We start from the raw sequence: 20,384 nt of genomic DNA, 5'->3' as shown, positions 1-20,384 counted from the left end.
GACGTACTGACCCGCTTACCCCTCGGCCTTTTTCGTGATCCGATTCGAACACCTTTCCCTCGCGCGCGGCACCAAGCCGCTCTTCGAGGACACCTCCGTCACGCTCAACCCGGGCGAGCGCGTCGGCCTCGTCGGCGCCAACGGCGCCGGCAAGTCCACGCTGTTCGCACTGTTGCGCGGGCAGTTGCACGCGGATGGGGGCGATGTCTTCGTGCCCAGTAGCTGGCGCTTGGCGCATGTGATGCAGGAGACGCCGGCGGTCGAGCGTACTGCGCTCGACTACGTTCTCGACGGCGACACGCGGCTGCGTGAGATCGAAGCGAATATTGCGGCGGCGGAAGTCGCTCACGACGGGCATGCCCAAGCCGACGCCCATGCGGCCTTCGCCGACGCCGACGGCTACACCGCCCCGGCCCGTGGCGAGGCGCTGCTGCTCGGCCTCGGCTTTACGTTGGCGCAAACGCAATTGCCGGTCGCCAGCTTCTCGGGCGGTTGGCGCATGCGTCTGAATCTGGCGCAGGCGCTCATGTGCCCGTCCGATCTGTTGCTGCTCGACGAGCCAACCAACCACTTGGATCTGGACGCCATCGTCTGGCTCGAAGACTGGCTCAAGCGTTACCCGGGCACGCTCATCGTGATTTCGCACGATCGCGAATTTCTCGACGAGGTCTGCAACGTCACGCTGCACATCGAGAATCAGCAGATCAAGCGTTACGGCGGGAACTACAGCCAGTTCGAAATCCTGCGCGGCCAGCAACTGACGCTGCAGCAAAGCGCCTTCGAGAAGCAGCAAAAGACGATTGCGCACCTGGAGTCGTTCATCACGCGCTTCAAGGCCAAGGCGACGAAGGCACGTCAGGCGCAGAGTCGCGTGAAGGCGCTCGAAAAGATGGAGCGCATCGCCCCCGCGCATATCGCGTCGCCGTTCACGTTTGAGTTCCGCCCAGCCGACAGCGCACCGAACCCGATGCTCGTGCTCGAAGCGGTCCGTTGCGGCTACCCGCTCGAGGACGGCAGCGAGAAAGTCATCCTGCCGCACGTCACGATGTCGGTGCAGAACGAGCAACGCATCGGCCTGCTCGGCGCCAACGGTCAGGGCAAATCGACGCTGATCAAAACGCTCGCCGGCACGCTGGCGACACTCACCGGCTCGGTGAAAACTGGCAAGGGCCTGCAGATCGGCTACTTTGCCCAGCATCAGGTCGAAACGCTGCGTCACGACGATTCGCCATTGCAGCACTTGCAGCGACTCGCCCCGGATACGCGCGAGCAGGAGCTACGGGATTTTCTCGGCGGGTTCAATTTCCGTGGCGACATGGCCACGTCGTCGATTGCCCCGTTCTCTGGCGGCGAGAAGGCGCGTCTGGCGCTCGCGCTCATCATCTGGCGCAAGCCGAACCTTCTGCTGCTCGACGAACCGACCAATCACTTGGACCTCGAAACGCGCCACGCGCTCACGATGGCCTTGGCGCAGTTCGACGGCACATTGATTCTCGTCTCGCACGATCGACATTTGCTGCGCGCGACCACCGATCAGTTCCTGCTCGTGGCCGGCGGCGAAGTAAAACCGTTCGACGGCGATCTCGACGACTATCGCGACTGGCTGCTGCAACACGCGGCCGACCAACGGGCCGCGGCACGCGACGCCAGCAACGGTAGCGGTGAGAGTGCAGAGGGTGGCGACGGTGTCAATCGCAAGGATCAGAAACGCGCCGAAGCGCAGGAACGCCAGCGGCTGTCTCAACTGCGCAAACCGCTGCAACGCAAGATCGAGAAGCTGGAGCAATCGATGGCGAAACTCGCGGACGAAAAGGCGCGACTCGACGCCATCCTCGCCGACAGCGGCACTTATGAAGACGCGAAAAAAGCCTTGTTGACCGACAGCCTCAAGCAGCAGGTGGACGTCACGGCCAAACTGTCAGACATTGAAGCCGAATGGCTCGACGCGCAGGAAGCGCTCGAGCAGATTGTCTGACCGGCATCAGACCGCGAGGCGGCCGGGCGGCGGCGCATTGTCGCGATACCGCTATGTCACCCGCCGCCGACACGAAAGCCCGGTCGATTTGAGGGGCCCACAAGCGCTCGACGCACGTCCAATCCCTGGTGCGCATGAGGCGCACGTCAATTGATCCGGGCCTTAATCATGCGCGCACCCTAGACGCCTGGGCGATGGCATGCCCTGAGAAGGCCTGCCCCGGAACGCCCCAAGCGCCAGCGTGACTACAACCCCGCCACGACGGAAATCGCGTGCTCCAAACGGTCGACGGCATGCACTTCGAGGCCGTCGATGGGTTGCTTCGGCGCATTCGCTTTCGGGATGATCGCAATCGAAAAGCCCAGTTTGGCGGCTTCCTTGAGACGATCCTGACCGCGCGGGCTCGGCCGGATTTCGCCCGCCAGCCCGACCTCGCCGAATGCCACGATGCCGCGCGGCAGCGGCTTGTTGCGCAGCGACGAATGAATCGCCAGCAACACGGCCAGATCGGCCGCCGGCTCCGAAATCTTCACGCCACCGACAGCGTTCAGGAACACATCCTGATCGAAACAGGCGATGCCCGCATGACGATGCATCACGGCGAGCAACATTGCCAGCCGGTTCTGCTCCAGCCCCACGGCCAAACGCCGCGGATTGGGCACCTGCGCCGTGTCGACCAGCGCCTGCACCTCGACGAGCAGCGGGCGCGTGCCTTCCTGCGTGACGAGCACGCACGAGCCCGGCACGCTTTGCTCATGTTGCGAGAGGAACAAGGCCGACGGATTCGCCACGCCGCGCAGGCCTTTCTCCGTCATCGCGAACACGCCCAACTCGTTGACGGCACCAAACCGATTTTTGAACGCCCGCACCAACCGGTACGACGAGTGCGTATCGCCCTCGAAATACAGCACCGTGTCGACGATGTGTTCGAGAACGCGCGGCCCGGCGAGACTGCCTTCCTTGGTCACATGGCCGACCATGATCACCGTTACGCCGCTCTGCTTGGCGCTGCGCGTGAGTTGCGCCGCGCATTCGCGCACCTGCGCGACCGATCCCGGCGCCGAACTGAGTGCTTCGGAATAGACCGTCTGGATAGAGTCGATCACGACAACGTCGGGCTTTTCCGACTCGATGGCGCCCAGAATCTTCTCGAGCTGGATTTCCGCCAACAAATCCAATTCCCCGCCGCCCTCGCCCGCGGCGCCGAGGCCCAGGCGCTGCGCACGCAAGGCAATCTGCGCGCCCGATTCTTCGCCGCTCACGTAAAGCGCGCGCCGTTCGCGCGCCAGATGCGCAAGCGACTGGAGCAGCAGCGTCGACTTGCCGATCCCGGGATCCCCGCCGATGAGCACCACGCCGCCGGCAACCAGACCGCCGCCCAGCACGCGGTCGAATTCACTCACGCCGCTGGAGAAGCGCGGCACATCGGCCGCCTCGATCTGCGCGAGCTTGCGCACCGGCGTACTCTTGGCGAGCGATTGGTATCGATGACCTGTCGGCGCTTCCGCCACCGATTCGACGAGCGAATTCCAGCCGTTGCAGTGGGGGCACTGCCCAGCCCACTTGGGCGTCTGCCCGCCGCATTCGGTACAAATATAGACAGTCTTGGCTTTGGCCATGCGTGGCGATCCTGTCCTGGTGCTCAGTTCGCGTACACCGGCACGCGGCGCGCCACGGCACACATCAGCTCATAGCCAAGCGTGCCGGCCGACGCTGCGACCTCATCGATGCAAAGGCCCCGCCCCCACAAGGTGACAGGCGCACCCACGCGTGCCTGCGGCACCGGCGTGAGATCGACGGCCAGCATGTCCATCGACACGCGGCCCACGGTGCGCGTGCGCACACCGTCGACCAGTATCGGCGTGCCCGAGGGCGCAACACGCGGATAGCCGTCGGCATAGCCGCAGGCAACTGTGCCCACGCGCATCGGCGTCTCGGCGGTGAAGACGCTACCGTAACCGACCGTACCGCCCGCCGGCACGTCCTGAATGCCGATCAACTCGGCTTCGAGCGTCATGGTCGGTTGCAGATCGAGCGCGGCCGCCGGGACTTCGAGACCTTTGGGCGAGGAGCCATAGAGCATGATCCCCGGGCGCACCCATGCGCCGTGCGCTTCCGGATGGAACAGCGTGGCGGCCGAGTTGGCCAGGCTGCGCTCGCCCGGCACGTCGCATGCGCCACGCTCGAACGCTTCCATCTGATACGCGATGCCACGCGGACCGTCGGCATCGGAAAAGTGAGTCATCAGCACGATCTGGCTCACGCCAGGAATCGCGCGAGCGCGCTCCCATGCGGCGCGAAAACGCTCGGGGCGAAGCCGAGACGGTTCATGCCCGAATTCATCTTGAGCTGCACGTTGAGCGGCTTGCTCAGGCGCGTGGTCTCCAGCATGCGCAGTTGTTCGTCGCTGTGCACGGTCGTCGTCAGCCCATACTTGTCGACGACGGCCAGATCTTCGGGTTTGAAGAATCCTTCGAGCAGCAGAATCGGACCGGCCCAGCCGAGTTCGCGCAAACGCACGGCCTCGTCGAGATCGAGCAGGCCGAAGCCATCGGCGTCGCGCAATCCGGGATACGCGTTTTCAATGCCATGCCCGTAGGCATTGGCCTTGACCACGGCCCACACCTTGGCGCTGGGCGCACTGCGGCGGGCGACATCGAGATTGTGAGCGAGGGCTGCGGTGTGAATCGAGACTTTGATTGGACGAGGCATAAGCGGACACGGGATCGAAGGAGACGCTCGCCAGGACAGGCTGGCGGCATAACGCATCGGCATATTTTCGTGTTATAAAGCCGTGCGCACAACTTGTTTTGCCAAATTTTTCTCCCGATAACAAGACCGGTCTCAGACCGAGGGCGACCGGGCGCCCGACACGGGGAGCATCAAGGCCGAATATACGGCTGAATAACGACAGTTGATTGGCCGAAGCGCGCCGATACCCCGATGTTTAAGCCCGGTTTCTTCCGTGGGAAGCCCGTTGCGGGCGCTGCGGATACCGACAACCGAGACACGCAAGTTTTACGCAGCACGGGATCGACTCAAGGAACGATGAAGAAAGGCTTTTATACCATCATGGCCGCGCAGTTTTTTTCGTCGCTGGCCGACAATGCATTGCTCATCGCCGCAATCGCGCTCCTGAAAGATCTGCACTCCCCGCAGTGGATGACGCCACTGCTCAAGCTCTTCTTCGTGCTCTCGTACGTCATTCTCGCCGCCTACGTCGGGGCCTTCGCCGACTCGATGCCCAAGGGCAAGGTCATGTTCATCAGCAACTCGATCAAGGTCGCGGGCTGCCTGATGATGCTGTTCGGCTCGCATCCACTGATCGCGTATGGTGTAGTCGGCTTCGGCGCGGCGGCCTACTCGCCCGCGAAGTACGGCATTCTTACCGAATTGCTGCCCGCGGAGAAACTGGTCGCGGCCAATGGCTGGATCGAAGGGCTGACGGTCAGCTCGATCATCCTGGGCACCGTCCTCGGCGGCACACTCATCAGCCCGCATATTTCCGAATGGGTGCTCCAACGCACGCCAGAGGTCATCAACACGCCGGCGATGGCCTCGATGGTGGTCATCATGGTCATCTACGTGATTGCCGCGCTGTTCAATTTGCGTATCCCAGACACGGGCGCGCGTTACGCGCGTCAGCAACGCAATCCAATTCGACTCGTTTCCGATTTTGCCGACTGCTTCACCACGCTGTGGCGCGACAAGCTGGGCCAGATCTCGCTCGCCGTCACGACCCTGTTCTGGGCGCGGGAGCAACGCTCCAGTTCATTGTGCTGCGCTGGGCCGAAAAAGCGCTCGGCATGACGCTGTCGGAAGGGGCCATCCTGCAGGCGGTGTCCGCTGTGGGCGTGGCCATCGGCGCGATCGCCGCCGCCTCGCGCATCCCGCTCAAGCGTTCACTCTCAGTGCTGCCGGTCGGCATCGCCATGGGCATCGCGGTGATGGCGATGGCCTTCTTCTCGAAGGACCTGCTGCCGTGGGGCGCCGATTGGAAAGTGCCGCTGTACCTGATCGTTGCCTACATCTTTCTCATCATCGTCGGCGCGCTCGCGGGTTTCTTCGTGGTGCCGATGAACGCCCTGCTCCAGCATCGCGGTCACGTCTTGCTCTCGGCGGGCCATTCCATCGCCGTGCAGAACTTCAACGAGAACCTTTCCGTGCTCATCATGCTGTGTCTCTACGCGCTGCTGATCTGGTTCAACGTGCCGGTGGGGGTCGTCATCATTCTGTTCGGCGTGTTTGTCTCGGGCACGATGTGGCTCGTCATGCGGCGTCACCAGGCCAATCAGCGCGAATTCGATTCGGTCGCGCTCATCGGCGAAATCAAGCATTGATATGTCTTCGCGTCAGTCGTCCGTTCCCATCGTCCTCACCATTGCCGGCTCGGATTCCAGCGGTGGCGCAGGCATCCAAGCCGATCTAAAAACGTTTTCCGCGCTCGGCGCCTACGGCGCCAGCGTGATTACCGCCCTCACCGCACAGAACACGCGGGGGGTCACCGCCATCCACACGCCGCCGGCCAGTTTCGTCACCGCGCAAATGGATGCCGTTTTCCAGGATCTGACGGTCGATGCCGTCAAGCTGGGCATGCTTGGCAATGCCGACGTCGTACACGCCGTTGCCGCTGGATTGCGGCTGTACAAACCGCGCTTCGTCGTGCTCGATACCGTGATGATCTCGAAGAGCGGCCACGCGTTGCTGCAACCCGACGCCGTCGCCGCATTGCGCGATGAACTGCTGCCGCTGGCCGACCTGATCACCCCCAACCTGCCGGAAGCCGCGGCGCTGCTCGGCGTCGCGCCCGCGACCGACGAACGCGAGATGGAACGGCAAGCGCAAGCGCTGCGCGCGCTGGGCGCACGCCATGTGCTCGTCAAGGGAGGCCATCTGGCCAGCGATCTCAGCCCGGACTGGCTCGTGAGCGCGACAGGGGTCGAGCGCTTCACCGCCCCGCGCATCGCCGTGCACAACACCCACGGTACCGGCTGCACGCTCTCCGCCGCGCTGGCCGCGTTGCGACCCCGTCGCAACGATTGGTCGGACACCGTGCGCGACGCCAAGGCGTATCTCAACGGCGCGCTTGCCGCCAGCGACACATTGCACATCGGCCACGGTGTCGGCCCCGTGCATCACTTCCACGCCGTCTGGCCCAAGCAGTGACGCAGTGAGGCGCTCACGCGCTGAATGCGCTGAATGCTCGCAATACGCGCAATGCGCCGACTCAGATCGACGGCGCGCCGTCGTCGGCACTCTGCGCCAGCGCGCGACGCGCGGCCGCGTCGGCCCGTTCGCTCAATTCCTCGATGCGATGCCGGGCGCGCGGTGCCCAGAAATCGGGCACGATAAATCCGCGCTCATCCTCGAACCAATCCCCCTCGTCCGCCCGCCGGTTCAGCGACACGACGAGCAACGGCTCGGCGCCGCGTTCTCGCCAGTGCGTCTCGATTCGGGCATGCATCGCCGCCAGCGATAGCGCCGACGAATCGCTGACGCGCGCGGGGCCAGCCAACGCGCGCGCGGCAATAATGCCCACGTGCGTTCGCGTGCGGCGCTCGGCGCATGCTGTGTCGACTGCGCGTGCGCCCACCACTCGTCGAGCGTCGCCCACCAGCCTCGACCGTGCGCTTCGGACGCCACCGCCGGCAACTGCCCACGTTGCGCGAGTGGATGGAAAAGCCAGCCCTTCAGATAGACCTGCGGCAGCCACGGTCCGGCGACGGGTAATGCGCTAAGCGCTGCATCCAGCGTGGTCAGGCGCAATTGATGATCGAGCAACCGCGCCACCTTGTCGGCCAGGCTGTCGGCCAGGTTCGGTCCGAGCCAGTGAAACTGCACGGCTCGTTCGTCGAGTCCCGACGATGGCGTCGCTGGCGGCACGAACAGATACAGCTTCACCGCGAGTTCCCAATGCAGCAATTGACGGTCGGCGCGCCGGGCCAACAGGAAATCGCACTCGCCGAGCGTCATATTGCCGCGCCGGGCGTCACGCACCTGCAAACCGGCGGCGAGCAGATCGAAGCGAGGACTGTGCAGCAGTGCGAAGTGCAGCAATTGCTCCGCATAGCGACCCAGGCGATGGCTTTCGCCGCGCGCAAGAAAATCGCGCAATGGCTCGACGTCGGCATCGCAGGCCAGTAGCCAGTCGTGCAGGATTCGGGAATGAGGAGCGGGGTCGGCGATGTCGGGCTGCGTTGCATGCGTCCCCCGAGAGGTCGGGGCGGCCGGTTGTCGCGGCACACCGTCGAACTGCGCCAACGCCGCCGGAAAGCGAGTGGCACTAAGCAGATCTGCGGACAACAGCAGCCACGCGAGGTCGCGCACCGGCGCCTCGCGCAGCGTCTCGATCAGTTCGCCGTAGGCGTGTTGGAGGGAGTCGATTCGCACACAGCCTCATAGGTGGCCCGCGCCAGGCACCAATCCGTCCAGGCCTTGGCCTTGTCGGGCAAACTGCGCAACAGGTAGGCCGGATGGTACGTCACGATCACCGGCACACCTTCATATTCATGCACGCGCCCGCGCAGGCTGGCGATACTCGCCTGCGTGCGCAGAATGCTCTGGGCGGCGAAACGCCCCATCACCACGATCACGCGCGGCTTGAGCAGCGCCACCTGACGCTTCAGGTAAGGCTCGCAGCTCGCCACTTCGGTCGCCTCGGGATCGCGGTTGTTCGGCGGACGGCACTTGAGCACGTTCGCGATATACACGTTCTCGCCGCGCTGCAATGTCACGGCGCGCAGCATGTTGTCGAGCAGCTTGCCGGCCTGACCGACGAACGGCTCGCCCTGCAAATCCTCCTGCTGCCCCGGGGCTTCCCCCACGAGCAGCCAGTCGGCCTCGCGGTCACCTACACCGAACACGGTTTGCGTGCGCTTTTCGCACAGGCCGCACAGGCGGCAATTGGCGACGCGCTCCGTCAGCGCCTCCCAGTCCAGTGTCTCGACGCCCGGCAGCGCAGGGCGCGACGGTGCCCCGGCCTCGCCTGCATCGCGCATGATCGACCACAGCGCAGCATCGGCCGCTGCGTCGCCGTCGCCGCTGCCATCGTCGTCGAGCCACATCGGCCTGTCGTCGGGCGGCAGGTCCTCCGTGCGGCGGTTGGCCCCACGCGACTCGGGTGTCTGTGCCGACACCGGTGCCGACCCACGGCGGACAGGGGCGGCGGGCACTTCGTCCGATATCGCGGTGCTTCCCGTAGCACGCGCCATCGCTGGAGCGACGCTTGGCGTCACGTCCCACGGCGGCAGGTCGTCGGCATGGGCTTCGCCCCCAAGGGGGGAGGCCGCACCGACGCGTGTCGCGACGTCGCCTTCCTCGTCAGTCGACGTTACCATCGCCGCCTTGGCCACGGCCTCGTGCGACATCCACACCGGCCACAGCCCGAACTCTTCCAGAATCGCTTTAGGCCACGGCACGATCAGTCTCCCACGTCAGGCGCATCACAATGGCGTCTTCACGACGCCCGCTCGCCGGATAATATCCCTTGCGCCGGCCAATCTGCACGAATCCGAAACGCTCGTACACGCGCAGCGCCCTTACGTTCGACGGACGCACCTCCAGCAATACGCCGCTCATGCCCTGAGCACGCGAGACGCGCACCACCTCGTCAAGCAACTGCACGCCCAGCCCGTTGCCCTGCATTTCCGGCACGACGCACACATTGAGCAAATGCGACTCGTCGACGACCGGCATCATCAAAAAATAACCGAGCAGTGTGCCGTCGACCGCGCGCAGGCAGACGCCCTGATGCCCGGCGTCGAGCGAATCGGCGAAGTTCTGGCGGGTCCAGGGATACGGATACGCGCGCACTTCGACGGCTACGACCTCGTCGAGATCGGCCAGCGTCATCGGCGAATAATGGTTCGGACCGGTCTGGCGCATCAGGGCACCTCCGGGGCATTTGCCTTCGCGGTCTGGGCGGCAGCCTGCTTGATCGCTTCGCGCTCGGCGGTCGTTTGCGCCACCTTGTTGCGGATGTAGACCGGCATGGCCTGATCGGCGGGAATGGCACCGCCCCGCGCGAAGGCGCGGGCCGCGAGCGCTGCGATGTAACGGGCACGCGGCATGGCGTTGGCCAGGACTGCCTGCGCCTGCGCGCTCGCCTGCAAACGATCGCCGAACGCCAGCGCGGCATTGCCCGCGATGACGAAATCCACGTCGGGTGCGCGCACCCGTTCGGCAGCGTCGAGCGACGCAGGCAGAACTTCGCGCCAGTCGTTCGTGGCACTCTCCCAGGCGTAATCGGCCCAATAGGCCTCATTCATGCGCGCATCGAGTGCGACGAGCACACGTCGCGTGTCGACGCGCAATGCGCGCGCCGCTTCGGCACACGCGAGCAACGTGCCCACCGGCACCACGGGCAGTGCGGCGCCAAACGCCAACCCCTGCGCGACGCCGCAGGCCGTGCGCAACCCGGTAAACGACCCCGGCCCCGCCCCGAAGGCGATTGCGTCACATTCGGCGAGCGTGACACCGGCCTCGCGCAGCACGTCGCGCGCGGCGGGCAGAATATGAGTGCTGGAGACCGGGCCGGTATCGAGGTGGCGCTCGACCACAAGGGCCGGGGCATCGCTGGCGAGATCGTGACGGTATACGGCAACCGAACAGAATTCGGTCGAGGTATCGAGGGCGAGAAGCGTAATCGAAGACATGGCGCTATTGTAATCGGGTGGGCGGCGAGCCACCTAGCGGCACCGACGGTCGCCCGCCCCTTGACGGTGCCAGCTTGCCGCATTCCGCGTAGCCGAGCATCGCAACCGCCCCATCACTCCGTGCAAATCCGAACGTGCACTTCCCCAAAAACACTGCTATAATCCGCGCTTCGCTTCGCGGATCGTCATTGAACTTCCTGCGAGGCGACGAAAAACTGCGTTTTGCCCCAATCCTGTGATAAGCCGCTGTAGTTCTTGCCGGTACTGGCGTTCCTGATAGAGGAACGACCCGCCACCGTCCCTGGCTTACGATACGGATTTCGATCCGCTTTCTGCCCCATCCGCGATTTGCTTCCTGCTTGCGACGAATTGGGTTTGCCGATTGGCGCCAACGCCCCGACATCACCTTTTTGATCCGCAAGAGGCTTCATGGAACAAACTTCCAAGATGTCTGCGCTCGCGCAGACGTATTTCCCTTCGTCCGAAGAAAACGCTAACGCTATTGTTGTCGATGCCGCTCCGGCAGCCAGCAACGACGGCACGCCCACGTTCGCCGAACTCGGCTTGAACGCGGCGATTCTGTCGACGCTCACCACCGCAGGCTATACCCATCCGACGCCGGTGCAGCAGCGCGCGATTCCCGCCGCGCTCGCCGGTCGCGATCTGCTCGTGTCGAGCCCGACGGGCTCCGGCAAGACGGCCGCCTTCATGCTGCCCGCCATCCACCGCTTCGCGGAAATGCAGGCCAGCGGCGAGCTGAACAGCCGCGCCCCGGCCGCGCATCCGCGCAACGTGCCGGCAGAGCCGGGCGAAAAGCCCCGCAAGGGCCAGCGCGTGCGTCGCGTGGCCGCCCAGCCGCTGCTGCTCGTGCTCACACCGACGCGCGAACTGGCGCAACAGGTCTCGACCGCGGCCGACACGTACGGCAAGCAACTGCGCCGCCTGCGCACGGTGAGCATTCTCGGCGGCATGCCCTACCCCCGTCAGCTCGAAATGCTGGCCAAGCAGCCCGAGATCATCGTGGCGACGCCGGGCCGTCTGCTCGATCACATCTCCAGCGGCAAGATCGATCTGTCGCAACTGATGATGCTGGTGCTCGACGAAGCCGATCGCATGCTCGACATGGGCTTCATCGACGACATCCAGACCATCGTCGACGCCACGCCGGCATCGCGCCAGACACTGCTGTTCTCGGCAACGATCGACGGCCGCATGGGCGAAATCACGCGTCGTCTGCTGCGCGATCCGGAAACCATCGAGATCACGCGCGGCTCCGACCAGCGCACCAACGCCAACATCGAGCAAACGCTCCATTACGTGGACGATCGCGCCCACAAGGATCGCCTGCTCGCACACCTGCTCGGCAACGATTCGCTCGACCAGGCCATCGTGTTTACGTCGACCAAGCGCGACGCCGACCTGATCGCCGACCAGCTCGAACAAGCCGGTTTCGACAGCGCCGCGCTGCACGGCGACATGCCGCAAGGCGTGCGTAACCGTACACTGCGCGCCCTGCGCGAGCGTCGTGTGCGCGTGCTGGTCGCCACCGACGTGGCCGCACGCGGCATCGACGTGCCGGGCATCACGCACGTGTTCAACTACGATCTGCCGAAGTTTGCGGAAGACTACGTCCACCGTATCGGCCGTACAGGCCGCGCCGGTCGTCGTGGCGTGGCCGTGAGCCTGGCCGCGCACGCCGAAATCGGCGCGGTGCGTCGCATCGAACGCTACACGCGTGAACTGCTGCCGGTGAATGTCGTGGCCGGTTTCGAACCGCGCCGTGCCGCACCGAAGGCTGGTGCCGGCGGCAAGCGTCCGGGCCCGAGCCGCAGCGGTCCGCGTCACGGTCAAGGCAACGGCGGCGGCAGCCGCTGGAGCAACAACGGTCCGCGTCACGCCAGCAGCGCCGGTAACGGCGGCAGCGGTAGCGGCGGTTATCAGGGCGGTCAGCGTTTCGGCGGCAACAAGCCGGCCGGTGCCCCGTTCGAGCGTCGCGAGGGCAATGGCTTCCAAGGGGGTTACCAGCAGAACGGCGCGGGTAACGGCGGTAATGGTGGCAATGGCTTCTCGAACGGCAGCGCGACCGACCGCTTCGAGCGTCGCGCTCCGCGCCCGGCCGAAGGCGGCTATCGTCAGGATCGCGGCACGCGCAGCTTCGACGCCCCGCGTCAAGATCGTGGCTTCAGCAATCGCAACGGTGGCGGCTTCAACAAGCGTCGCGACGACTGAACGGCCTGAGGTCGTCAGGACCGATACCCCATCGGTCCTGCGCAAATGCCTGAAAACCCCGGATGTTGACGTCAACGGTCAACGCCGGGGTTTTTTGTTACGCGCGCCGGATCGAAAGAGGCCGACACGTAGGCGCAAGCACTGCCAATCGGCGCTCGCCAGACGACCCCGTCGATCTCAGCGCGTCGACACAAACTGATCGGTCGCTTCGATCAACCAGTGCAGAATCGTGGGCTCGTTGAAGGCATGTCCGGCGTCGGACGCCCAATAGAAATCCGCCTCCGGCCACGCCTTGTGCAAGTCCCAAGCCGTGCGGGCAGGGGTCGCCACGTCGTACCGGCCCTGGACGATCACACCCGGAATGTCGCGCAGGCCGCGCGCACCATCGATTAACTGGTTCGGCGCGAGAAACCCGTCGTTGACGAAGTAATGATTCTCGATGCGAGCGAACGCAATTGCGTAGCGCGGATCGCCGAACGCCTCGGCAAGATGGTCGTCAGGCAGCAGCGTGATGGTGCTGCCCTCCCACATACTCCATGCCCGCGCCGCCTCGATTCTCACGGCCTCATCGCGATGGGTCAGCCGCTTCTGGTAAGCACGCATCAGATCGCCCCGCTCTTCAAGCGGGATCGGCGCGAGGAACGACTCCCAGCGATCCGGAAACAGCCACGATGCGCCCTTCTGGTAATACCACTGCAACTCGTCGCGGCGCACGGTGAAAATGCCGCGCACGATCAATTCGCTTACTCGGTCGACGTGCGCCTGCGCGTAGGCCAGTGCCAAGGTGCTCCCCCACGAGCCCCCTAACACCAGCCACCGGTCGTATCCGAACTTGACGCGCAAGCGCTCGATGTCGTCCACCAGGTCCCACGTCGTGTTGTGGTCCAGACTCGCATGCGGTAACGAGCGTCCGCAGCCGCGCTGGTCGAACAGCGTGACGCAGTATTTGCCCGGATCGAACAACCGCCGATGCTCCGGCGAGCAACCGCCCCCGGGACCGCCGTGCAGAAACACCGCCGGCTTGCCCTGCGGATTGCCGCACCGCTCCCAATACACTTGGTGCCCATTGCCCACATCGAGCACGCCGTGCTCGAAAGGCTCGAGCGGCGGGTACAGGCCGCGCAGCGTTTCCGGGCGAATCTCTACAACCTTGCCAGGCCCCCGCGGTACAAGCGCCTGCGCGCGTGGACCGTTTGGCAGGCTGCGGGCGGCATCATCGGGAAAGTCGAGCGACATCGGCATCCTCACATGAACACGGGGCTGGGCATTGTCGACGTCACGCCCCAGCGCAACGCCGACCATGGAAACTCGGGCGAATAGCACGAGAATCCATCCGTCGAAGTTCAGTGTAGCGCGGCACCCAAGACAAGACAAAACTCGCGCTCAAAACGAAATGGGACGATGTAGCCATCGTCCCATTCGTACAGCGATGCGATCACCGAGTCACGATAAGGGCGTGAATCGGACTCAAGCCTAGTCAGACCGTTTCAGCCCCCATCGGAGCCCTTCATCACGCTTCAAACCACTTCGTACAGCGGCAACGTAAGGAACTCGACAAAATCGTCGCTGGTGCTCATCTGCTCGAAAATGACGGCCGCGCGATCATACGTCGGCGCCACTTGCCCCACGAGTGCTTTCACATTGGCAAGCTCTTGCGGAATCAGCTCGCGCACCAGCTCGGCGGTGACCTTGCGGCCGTCGTCGAGCTTGCCCTTCGGCGAGCGGATCCACTGCCACACCTGCGAGCGCGAGATCTCGGCCGTTGCCGCATCTTCCATCAGGTTGTGAATCGGCACGCAACCATTGCCCGCCAGCCAGGATCCCAGGTAGTGGATGCCGACATTGATGTTGTTGCGCAGCCCCGCCTCGGTAATCGGCGCTTCCGGCTGGAACGTCAGCAGGTCACGGCCCGAGACCCTCACATCGTCGCGTTGCTTGTCGATCTGGTTCGGACGCTCGCCCAGCACCTTCACGAACTCTTCCATCGCCACGGGCACGAGCCCTGGGTGTGCCACCCAGCCGCCGTCGTAACCGTCGGCGGCGTCGCGCGCCTTGTCGCCGCGAATGCCGGCCATCGCCCGCTCGTTCGCTTGCGGATCGTTCTTGATCGGAATCAACGCGCTCATGCCGCCAATGGCAGGCGCATTGCGGCGGTGACACGTCTTGAGCAGCAGTAGCGCATAGGCCCGCATGAACGGCACCGTCATGTTGATGCGGCTGCGATCGGCCAGGCAGAAGTCGGCATCGACCTTGAACTTCTTGATGCACGAGAAGATGTAATCCCAGCGGCCGGCGTTCAGGCCCGCGCTGTGCTCGCGTAGTTCATACAGAATCTCGTCCATTTCGAACGCGGCGAGAATCGTCTCGACGAGCACCGTCGCCTTGATCGTGCCCTGCGCCAGGCCCAGTTCGGTTTGGGCGAGCACGAACACGTCGTTCCACAGGCGCGCCTCGAGGTGGCTCTCCAGCTTCGGCAGATAGTAGTAAGGCCCGAAGCCGCGCTCGAGCGACGTCTTCGCGTTATGGAACACATGCAGGCCGAAGTCGAACAGGCTGCCCGACATGCGCACACCGTCCACGCTCACGTGCTTCTCGTCGAGATGCCAGCCGCGCGGACGAACGATCAGCGTGGCGACCTTGTCGTTCAAGGCGTAACGCTTGCCGTTCTGTTCGAGACTGATGGTGCCACGCACGGCGTCGCGCACGTTGATATGCCCTTGCAACTGGTTATGCCAGTTCGGCGTGTTCGAGTCCTCGAAGTCGGTCATGTAGCTGTCCGCCCCCGAGTTCAGCGCGTTGATGATCATCTTGCGCTCGACCGGCCCCGTGATTTCCACACGACGGCATTGCAACGCCGCCGGCAACGGCGCGATGCGCCATTCGCCGTCGCGGATCGCTTGCGTCTCGGGCAGGAAATCGGGCACTTCGCCGGCGTCGAGTCGTGCGGCGCGGTCCGCGCGGGCCGCAAGTAGTGCCTGACGGCGCGGTTCAAAGGCGCGGTGCAGCTTGGCGATGAAAGCGAGTGCCTCGGGGGTCAGGATCGCTTCGTACTCAGAACGAATATCGGTGCTGGCATCAACATGCAATTGCATGCCGGGGGGCAGAATCAGGGACATCAGGGATCTCCAACGATCTTCATTTATATAAGGGAGTGCGCCGCAAGGAAGAACTTCAGGGGCTTTGCACTAGGCCTCACACCGCGTTGGGCGTCAGGCGCGCGCTCCCGTCACTCCCTCGACGAACCGCTGCAAGTCGCGCATGTCGCGCCCCATCCCTTGCGGCGTGACGCCGAGCTGTTCGACCGGCAGCCCGGCCCGGTTGACCCAAAACGTCGGGTAACCGAACCAGGTGGCACCGGCCGCGTCCCAGCCGTTGCTGGAGACGAAAACGATGGCGTCGGCAGGCAGGCCGAACGCGTCGGGGCCGAGTTGATAGGCCTCCGGGGCGGTCTTGAATTTGCGTACCGCGTCGACCGACAGCACATGCTCGAACAGATCCTTGATCCCAGCGCTCTTCAGCCCGACGTCGAGCATGCGAGGATCGCCATTCGAGAGCACGCCGAGCCTGAGACCCATTGCACGCAACGCGCGCAGCACAGACGGGTTCTCGGGGAAGACGGACAGACAGGTGTACTCGTCCATCAGGCGCTTCTCGGCGACAGGCGAGAGCGTGAGATTCAGACGTGCCGCAGCGTAGCGCAACGCGTCGATGGTGATGTCCCAGAACGGACGGTAGCGTTCGCCGCGCGGGCCCGAGAGCGAGCGCAGTTGCGTGTATTCGATCTGCTTGGCCCGCCACAGCTCGGCAAGCGCCGCCCCGCGCCCCGGGAACTGCTGCTCGGCGGCCGCCGCGACGGAGTACACGTCGAACAACGTGCCGTAAGCATCAAAAATCACTGCCTGAATACGCGAAGCCATAACTTGGGTATCACTCAATATCGCTTGTCATTGCCTGCCAATTGTATTATTGATAGAAATCACCATAAAAGTGCACAAAAATCACTTTATCTTTGACTTTTTAGTACATAATCCGCCGCGTGGATCGCTTCAAACAAATCGAAACGTTCGTCGCCGTGGCCGCCAAGGGGAGTCTGTCGGCGGCCGCAGCGCTCGAAGGCGTGGCGCCGGCCGTGATCGGGCGGCGCATCGACGCGCTTGAGTCCCGCTTGGGCGTGAAGCTGCTCGTGCGCACGACGCGGCGGGTCACGCTCACGTTCGAGGGATCGGCGTTTCTCGAGGACTGCCAACGCATTCTCAACGAGATGCACAACGCCGAGGCCGCCGTATCGGCGGGCGGGGTCAAAGCCAGCGGCCATCTGCGGCTCTCGGCACCGGCCGGGTTCGGGCGACGGCACGTCGCCCCGCTGCTGCCGGTGTTCATCGAATCGCATCCAGACGTCACAGTCACGCTCGACCTCTCCGACCGTCTCGTCGATCTGGTCAACGAAGGCTTCGATTGCGCGATCCGGCTGGGCGAGTTGCCCGATTCGAGCCTCGTATCGCTGCGGCTGGGCGAGAACCGCCGCGTGTGCGTGGCGGCGCCGGGGTATCTCGCACGCCACGGACGCCCCGAATCGCTCGATGCCCTCGCGCGTCACAACTGCCTCGCTTTCGGATCGACGGCCAATCAGCAGCGCGGCTGGACCTTCTCGCAGGACGGCAAGGTCGTGACCATCCGCGTGAGCGGCACGATGGAATGCACGGACGGCGCCGTGCTGCACGACTGGTGCCTGGACGGCTACGGCCTCGCGTGGCGCTCCTGGTGGGAGGTGGGCGACGATATCCGCGCGGGCCGGCTCATGAGCGTGCTCGACGATTTTGCCGCGCCGCCCATCGGCATTCACGCCGTCTTCCCGCAACGCCGTCACCTGCCGCTGCGCGTGCGCCTGTTCATCGACCATCTCAAGCACCACTACAGCAGTTCGGTCTACTGGCGAGATGACGCGGCACCCGTCGCGCCGCACAGCGCGGCCGTCTGAGCGGCGGCGCGCCGCGGTGCGAGGGGGCGTGAGGGCGAGTGAGGGCGCGTGAGGGGACCTGATGGATTACCGCCCTATCGGGACTATCGGGTTTGCCCCCGTTGTTGCGTCGCGCCAAAGCCATAGAATCGAAACGAAGGGTCCGCTGGCGATGCGCAGGCTTGAGGGCAAGACATGGCCCTGACTGGCACCGGATGTCTCGGGACAGCGGACGGGCTGCAAGACCGTGATACCTGCGCGAGCCTGTGAACGCGTGTTCAGCAACGCCAACTGCGGGAGGTCATATGCTGTTTACCCACATCCTCATTCCGACCGACGGCTCGGAGCTTTCCGAAAAGGCGGTCACGGGCGGACTCGAACTGGCGCGCGCGCTCGGCGCGAAGGTCACGGGCTATTGCTGCCTCGCGGAGTATCCGTATTCGCCCTTCAGCGAGTACGTACTGGAAGCGCCGGCCACCTTCAGCGAGCGCATTGCCGAAGAGGCATGCGCACACCTCGACAAGCTGGCCGAAGCCGCCGCGGCGGCGGGCGTGCCGTTCGAGCGCGACAGCTCCACCTTCCCGGCGCCTTATCTCGGCATCATCGACGCGGCGCAACGTCACGGATGCGATGTCATCCTGATGGCCTCCCACGGACGGCGCGGGCTGACCAGCCTACTGCTTGGCAGCGAGACGCAACGTGTTCTCGTGCACTCCAAGATTCCGGTGCTCGTCTACCGCTGATCCACTCGCGGCAACTCGGCCGCGCATGAAAAAAGGCCCGTGAGCGGGATACGCTCACGAGCCTCCTCTCGTTCAGGCGTGCATGGCACCCTCACCGCGACGGGACCGCAGTCAGGGCCGCCCCGGCCGGATAGGCCGGACGCGCGGTCATCGCGCGATGTCGCACCGCCGGCTGACGATGTGCCCCCACGCGCATCGTCGCTGGCGGGCGCACCGCGCCCTCCCTCAGCCCGGTCAGGCTGCCTTGACCTTTGCCTTCTTCTCGTCGAAGAACTGTTCGTCCTCCGTCGAACCCTTCAGGGCCGTGGTCGATGCGTCACGCTCAATCGTCTGCGTAACGGCATCGAAGTAGCCCGTACCCACCTCGCGCTGGTGCTTCACCGCGGTGAAGCCCTTGTCGGCCGCTGCGAATTCGGCTTCCTGCAACTCCACGAAGGCGCTCATCTGACGACGGGCATAGCCATGCGCCAGGTTGAACATCGAGTAGTTCAGGCTGTGGAAGCCGGCCAGCGTGATGAACTGGAACTTGTAGCCCATGGCGCCGAGTTCCTTCTGGAACTTGCCGATGGTCGCATCGTCGAGGTTCTTCTTCCAGTTGAACGACGGCGAGCAGTTATACGAAAGCATTTTGCCGGGGAAGTGCTTGTGAATGCCCTCGGCAAATTGCCTGGCGAATTCGAGATCGGGCTTGCCGGTCTCGCACCACACCAGATCGACGTACGGCGCGTAAGCCAGACCACGGGCAATCGCCTGATCGAGGCCGTTGCGCGTGCGGTAGAAGCCTTCGACCGTGCGCTCGCCGGTGCAGAACGGCTGATCGATCGGATCGACGTCGGCGGTGATCAGGTCAGCGGCTTCGGCATCGGTCCGGGCGATCAGGACGGTCGGCACGCCGAGTACGTCGGCAGCCAGTCGTGCCGCCACCAGCTTGGCCACGGCTTCGCGCGTCGGCACGAGTACCTTGCCGCCCATGTGACCGCACTTTTTGACCGACGCGAGCTGATCTTCGAAGTGCACGCCGCCGGCGCCCGCTTCGATCATCGCCTTCATCAGTTCGAAGGCGTTGAGCACGCCACCGAAACCGGCTTCCGCGTCGGCCACGATCGGCGCGAAGTAATCGATATAGCCTTCGTCGCCCGGGTTCTTGCCTTCCGACCATTGGATCTGATCGGCCCGCGTGAAGGTGTTGTTGATGCGACGCACGACTTGCGGCACCGAGTTGGCCGGATACAGCGACTGGTCGGGGTACATTTCACCCGCCATGTTCGCGTCGCCGGCGACCTGCCAGCCCGACAGATAAATCGCCTTGAGACCGGCCTTGACCTGTTGCATGGCCTGATTGCCGGTCAGCGCGCCGAGGGCGTTCACAAACGGCTCGTCGTTGATCATTTGCCACAGGCGCTCCGCACCGCGGCGGGCAAGTGTTTGTTCAGGCTGGATCGATCCACGCAGGCGCACCACGTCTTCGGCCGAGTAGCCACGCTTGATGCCCTGCCAGCGCGGATTGTTCGCCCAATCCTGCTCGAGTTGCTTCACCTGGTCTTGACGTGTCGTCATGATGATCTCTCCTGGTTTCTCGATACAAACAAAGCGGTGACGCCTGACGGCCTGTGCGGCTTGAAACCGGCATGTCTTGTATAAGAGTTTAGGGATTTTTCACGCAACGCAACAGAACGAGCCACGACATGGAGTAAAATTTTTTAACTATAAAAATCAATAATATACGAATATTATTTCTCGATGCGAAACGATATTTTCCGTTCTGAAATGGCATCGTTGTGCCGAGCAGCGCAAATTTTTACGCACCGCAAGATCATTCCACATTA

At 64.2% G+C, this 20,384-nt stretch carries 16 protein-coding genes and 2 pseudogenes; 6 read left to right on the top strand and 12 right to left on the bottom strand.

Features of this window, described 5'->3' with window-relative positions; translation table 11 throughout:
• Nucleotides 1–34: 34 nt before the first annotated feature.
• Nucleotides 35–1,975 (top strand): ATP-binding cassette domain-containing protein, encoded by a 1,941-nt coding sequence (locus DRB87_RS10055; protein WP_130025793.1) that lies wholly within the window; start codon nucleotides 35–37, stop codon nucleotides 1,973–1,975.
• 245 nt (nucleotides 1,976–2,220) lie between these two features.
• Here DRB87_RS10055 and radA read toward each other — a convergent pair whose 3' ends face one another.
• Both radA and alr read right to left on the bottom strand, forming a co-directional pair.
• The gene (gene radA, locus DRB87_RS10050) at nucleotides 2,221–3,594 is read right to left on the bottom strand and encodes a DNA repair protein RadA (protein ID WP_017234104.1); all 1,374 of its coding nucleotides are present in this window, start codon (nucleotides 3,592–3,594) and stop codon (nucleotides 2,221–2,223) included.
• Between the two features lie 23 nt (nucleotides 3,595–3,617).
• Nucleotides 3,618–4,687, bottom strand: a pseudogene (alr, locus tag DRB87_RS10045) (alanine racemase).
• A 336-nt stretch (nucleotides 4,688–5,023) separates the two neighbouring features.
• On the opposite strand from alr, the pseudogene lplT reads away from it, so the two are divergent.
• Nucleotides 5,024–6,315: pseudogene (gene lplT / locus DRB87_RS10040) on the top strand (lysophospholipid transporter LplT).
• A 1-nt stretch (nucleotide 6,316) separates the two neighbouring features.
• Nucleotides 6,317–7,141, top strand: a complete 825-nt coding sequence (gene thiD / locus DRB87_RS10035) for a bifunctional hydroxymethylpyrimidine kinase/phosphomethylpyrimidine kinase (RefSeq protein WP_130025792.1) — start codon at nucleotides 6,317–6,319, stop codon at nucleotides 7,139–7,141.
• Nucleotides 7,142–7,202: 61 nt separating this feature from the next.
• Here the strand turns inward: thiD and DRB87_RS10030 are convergent, their stop codons facing one another.
• The 6 genes from DRB87_RS10030 to DRB87_RS10005 form a co-directional block, all read right to left on the bottom strand.
• Complete coding sequence (locus DRB87_RS10030; protein ID WP_130025791.1) at nucleotides 7,203–7,391, bottom strand: hypothetical protein; 189 nt, start codon at nucleotides 7,389–7,391, stop codon at nucleotides 7,203–7,205.
• Nucleotides 7,373–8,365, bottom strand: a complete 993-nt coding sequence (locus DRB87_RS10025) for a DUF1853 family protein (RefSeq protein ID WP_130025790.1) — start codon at nucleotides 8,363–8,365, stop codon at nucleotides 7,373–7,375. Before DRB87_RS10025 ends, DRB87_RS10030 begins: the two co-directional genes overlap by 19 nt.
• Nucleotides 8,326–9,342, bottom strand: a complete 1,017-nt coding sequence (locus tag DRB87_RS10020; protein ID WP_370363959.1) for a uracil-DNA glycosylase family protein — start codon at nucleotides 9,340–9,342, stop codon at nucleotides 8,326–8,328. The genes DRB87_RS10025 and DRB87_RS10020 overlap by 40 nt, the downstream gene beginning before the upstream one ends.
• A gap of 37 nt (nucleotides 9,343–9,379) precedes the next feature.
• The gene (gene rimI / locus DRB87_RS10015; RefSeq protein WP_130025788.1) at nucleotides 9,380–9,859 is read right to left on the bottom strand and encodes a ribosomal protein S18-alanine N-acetyltransferase; all 480 of its coding nucleotides are present in this window, start codon (nucleotides 9,857–9,859) and stop codon (nucleotides 9,380–9,382) included.
• Nucleotides 9,859–10,629 carry a tRNA (adenosine(37)-N6)-threonylcarbamoyltransferase complex dimerization subunit type 1 TsaB gene (tsaB, locus tag DRB87_RS10010; protein WP_130025787.1) on the bottom strand — a complete coding sequence of 257 codons (771 nt, stop codon included), beginning with the start codon at nucleotides 10,627–10,629 and terminating at the stop codon, nucleotides 9,859–9,861. Before tsaB ends, rimI begins: the two co-directional genes overlap by 1 nt.
• A gap of 185 nt (nucleotides 10,630–10,814) precedes the next feature.
• Entirely contained in the window at nucleotides 10,815–11,060 is a 246-nt protein-coding gene (locus tag DRB87_RS10005) for a hypothetical protein (protein WP_130025786.1), read from the bottom strand.
• Between DRB87_RS10005 and DRB87_RS10000 the strand changes: the two genes are divergently transcribed.
• A complete protein-coding gene (locus DRB87_RS10000; protein WP_240756244.1) occupies nucleotides 11,059–12,858 on the top strand; it encodes a DEAD/DEAH box helicase in 1,800 nt (599 codons plus the stop codon). The two genes, DRB87_RS10005 and DRB87_RS10000, sit on opposite strands and share 2 nt — an antisense overlap.
• A 177-nt stretch (nucleotides 12,859–13,035) precedes the next feature.
• On the opposite strand, the gene pip is transcribed toward DRB87_RS10000, so the two are convergent.
• The 3 genes from pip to DRB87_RS09985 form a co-directional block, all read right to left on the bottom strand.
• Nucleotides 13,036–13,974: a prolyl aminopeptidase gene (gene pip / locus DRB87_RS09995; protein ID WP_174966723.1), complete on the bottom strand. Its 939-nt coding sequence runs from the start codon at nucleotides 13,972–13,974 to the stop codon at nucleotides 13,036–13,038.
• Between the two features lie 401 nt (nucleotides 13,975–14,375).
• Nucleotides 14,376–15,974 carry a malate synthase A gene (gene aceB / locus DRB87_RS09990; RefSeq protein ID WP_130025785.1) on the bottom strand — a complete coding sequence of 533 codons (1,599 nt, stop codon included), beginning with the start codon at nucleotides 15,972–15,974 and terminating at the stop codon, nucleotides 14,376–14,378.
• 93 nt (nucleotides 15,975–16,067) lie between these two features.
• The gene (locus DRB87_RS09985; RefSeq protein WP_130025784.1) at nucleotides 16,068–16,775 is read right to left on the bottom strand and encodes a haloacid dehalogenase type II; all 708 of its coding nucleotides are present in this window, start codon (nucleotides 16,773–16,775) and stop codon (nucleotides 16,068–16,070) included.
• A gap of 119 nt (nucleotides 16,776–16,894) precedes the next feature.
• Between DRB87_RS09985 and DRB87_RS09980 the strand changes: the two genes are divergently transcribed.
• Together DRB87_RS09980 and DRB87_RS09975 are read left to right on the top strand one after the other, a co-directional pair.
• Nucleotides 16,895–17,836: a LysR family transcriptional regulator gene (locus tag DRB87_RS09980; protein WP_130025783.1), complete on the top strand. Its 942-nt coding sequence runs from the start codon at nucleotides 16,895–16,897 to the stop codon at nucleotides 17,834–17,836.
• A 287-nt stretch (nucleotides 17,837–18,123) separates the two neighbouring features.
• The gene (locus tag DRB87_RS09975) at nucleotides 18,124–18,558 is read left to right on the top strand and encodes a universal stress protein (RefSeq protein WP_026131659.1); all 435 of its coding nucleotides are present in this window, start codon (nucleotides 18,124–18,126) and stop codon (nucleotides 18,556–18,558) included.
• 234 nt (nucleotides 18,559–18,792) lie between these two features.
• Here the strand turns inward: DRB87_RS09975 and aceA are convergent, their stop codons facing one another.
• The gene (aceA, locus tag DRB87_RS09970; protein WP_017232259.1) at nucleotides 18,793–20,115 is read right to left on the bottom strand and encodes an isocitrate lyase; all 1,323 of its coding nucleotides are present in this window, start codon (nucleotides 20,113–20,115) and stop codon (nucleotides 18,793–18,795) included.
• Nucleotides 20,116–20,384 lie beyond the last annotated feature (269 nt).

This window comes from Pandoraea sp. XY-2 (assembly GCF_004193915.1).
In the GTDB taxonomy this organism is placed as follows: Bacteria; Pseudomonadota; Gammaproteobacteria; order Burkholderiales; family Burkholderiaceae; genus Pandoraea; species Pandoraea cepalis.
Note: the sequence above shows the minus strand (reverse complement) of the source record. Positions and strands in the feature narration are given on the sequence as shown.

Bases quoted from the DNA above. Each gene is read 5' to 3' on its own strand.
- radA (WP_017234104.1), bottom strand. From the start codon at position 3,594: ATGGCCAAAGCCAAGACTGTCTATATTTGTACCGAATGCGGCGGGCAG.
- aceB (WP_130025785.1), bottom strand. From the start codon at position 15,974: ATGTCCCTGATTCTGCCCCCCGGCATGCAATTGCATGTTGATGCCAGC.
- DRB87_RS10000 (WP_240756244.1), top strand. From the start codon at position 11,059: ATGGAACAAACTTCCAAGATGTCTGCGCTCGCGCAGACGTATTTCCCT.
- tsaB (WP_130025787.1), bottom strand. From the start codon at position 10,629: ATGTCTTCGATTACGCTTCTCGCCCTCGATACCTCGACCGAATTCTGT.
- DRB87_RS10020 (WP_370363959.1), bottom strand. From the start codon at position 9,342: ATGTCGCACGAGGCCGTGGCCAAGGCGGCGATGGTAACGTCGACTGAC.
- aceA (WP_017232259.1), bottom strand. From the start codon at position 20,115: ATGACGACACGTCAAGACCAGGTGAAGCAACTCGAGCAGGATTGGGCG.
- rimI (WP_130025788.1), bottom strand. From the start codon at position 9,859: ATGCGCCAGACCGGTCCGAACCATTATTCGCCGATGACGCTGGCCGAT.
- thiD (WP_130025792.1), top strand. From the start codon at position 6,317: ATGTCTTCGCGTCAGTCGTCCGTTCCCATCGTCCTCACCATTGCCGGC.
- DRB87_RS10005 (WP_130025786.1), bottom strand. From the start codon at position 11,060: ATGAAGCCTCTTGCGGATCAAAAAGGTGATGTCGGGGCGTTGGCGCCA.
- DRB87_RS09985 (WP_130025784.1), bottom strand. From the start codon at position 16,775: ATGGCTTCGCGTATTCAGGCAGTGATTTTTGATGCTTACGGCACGTTG.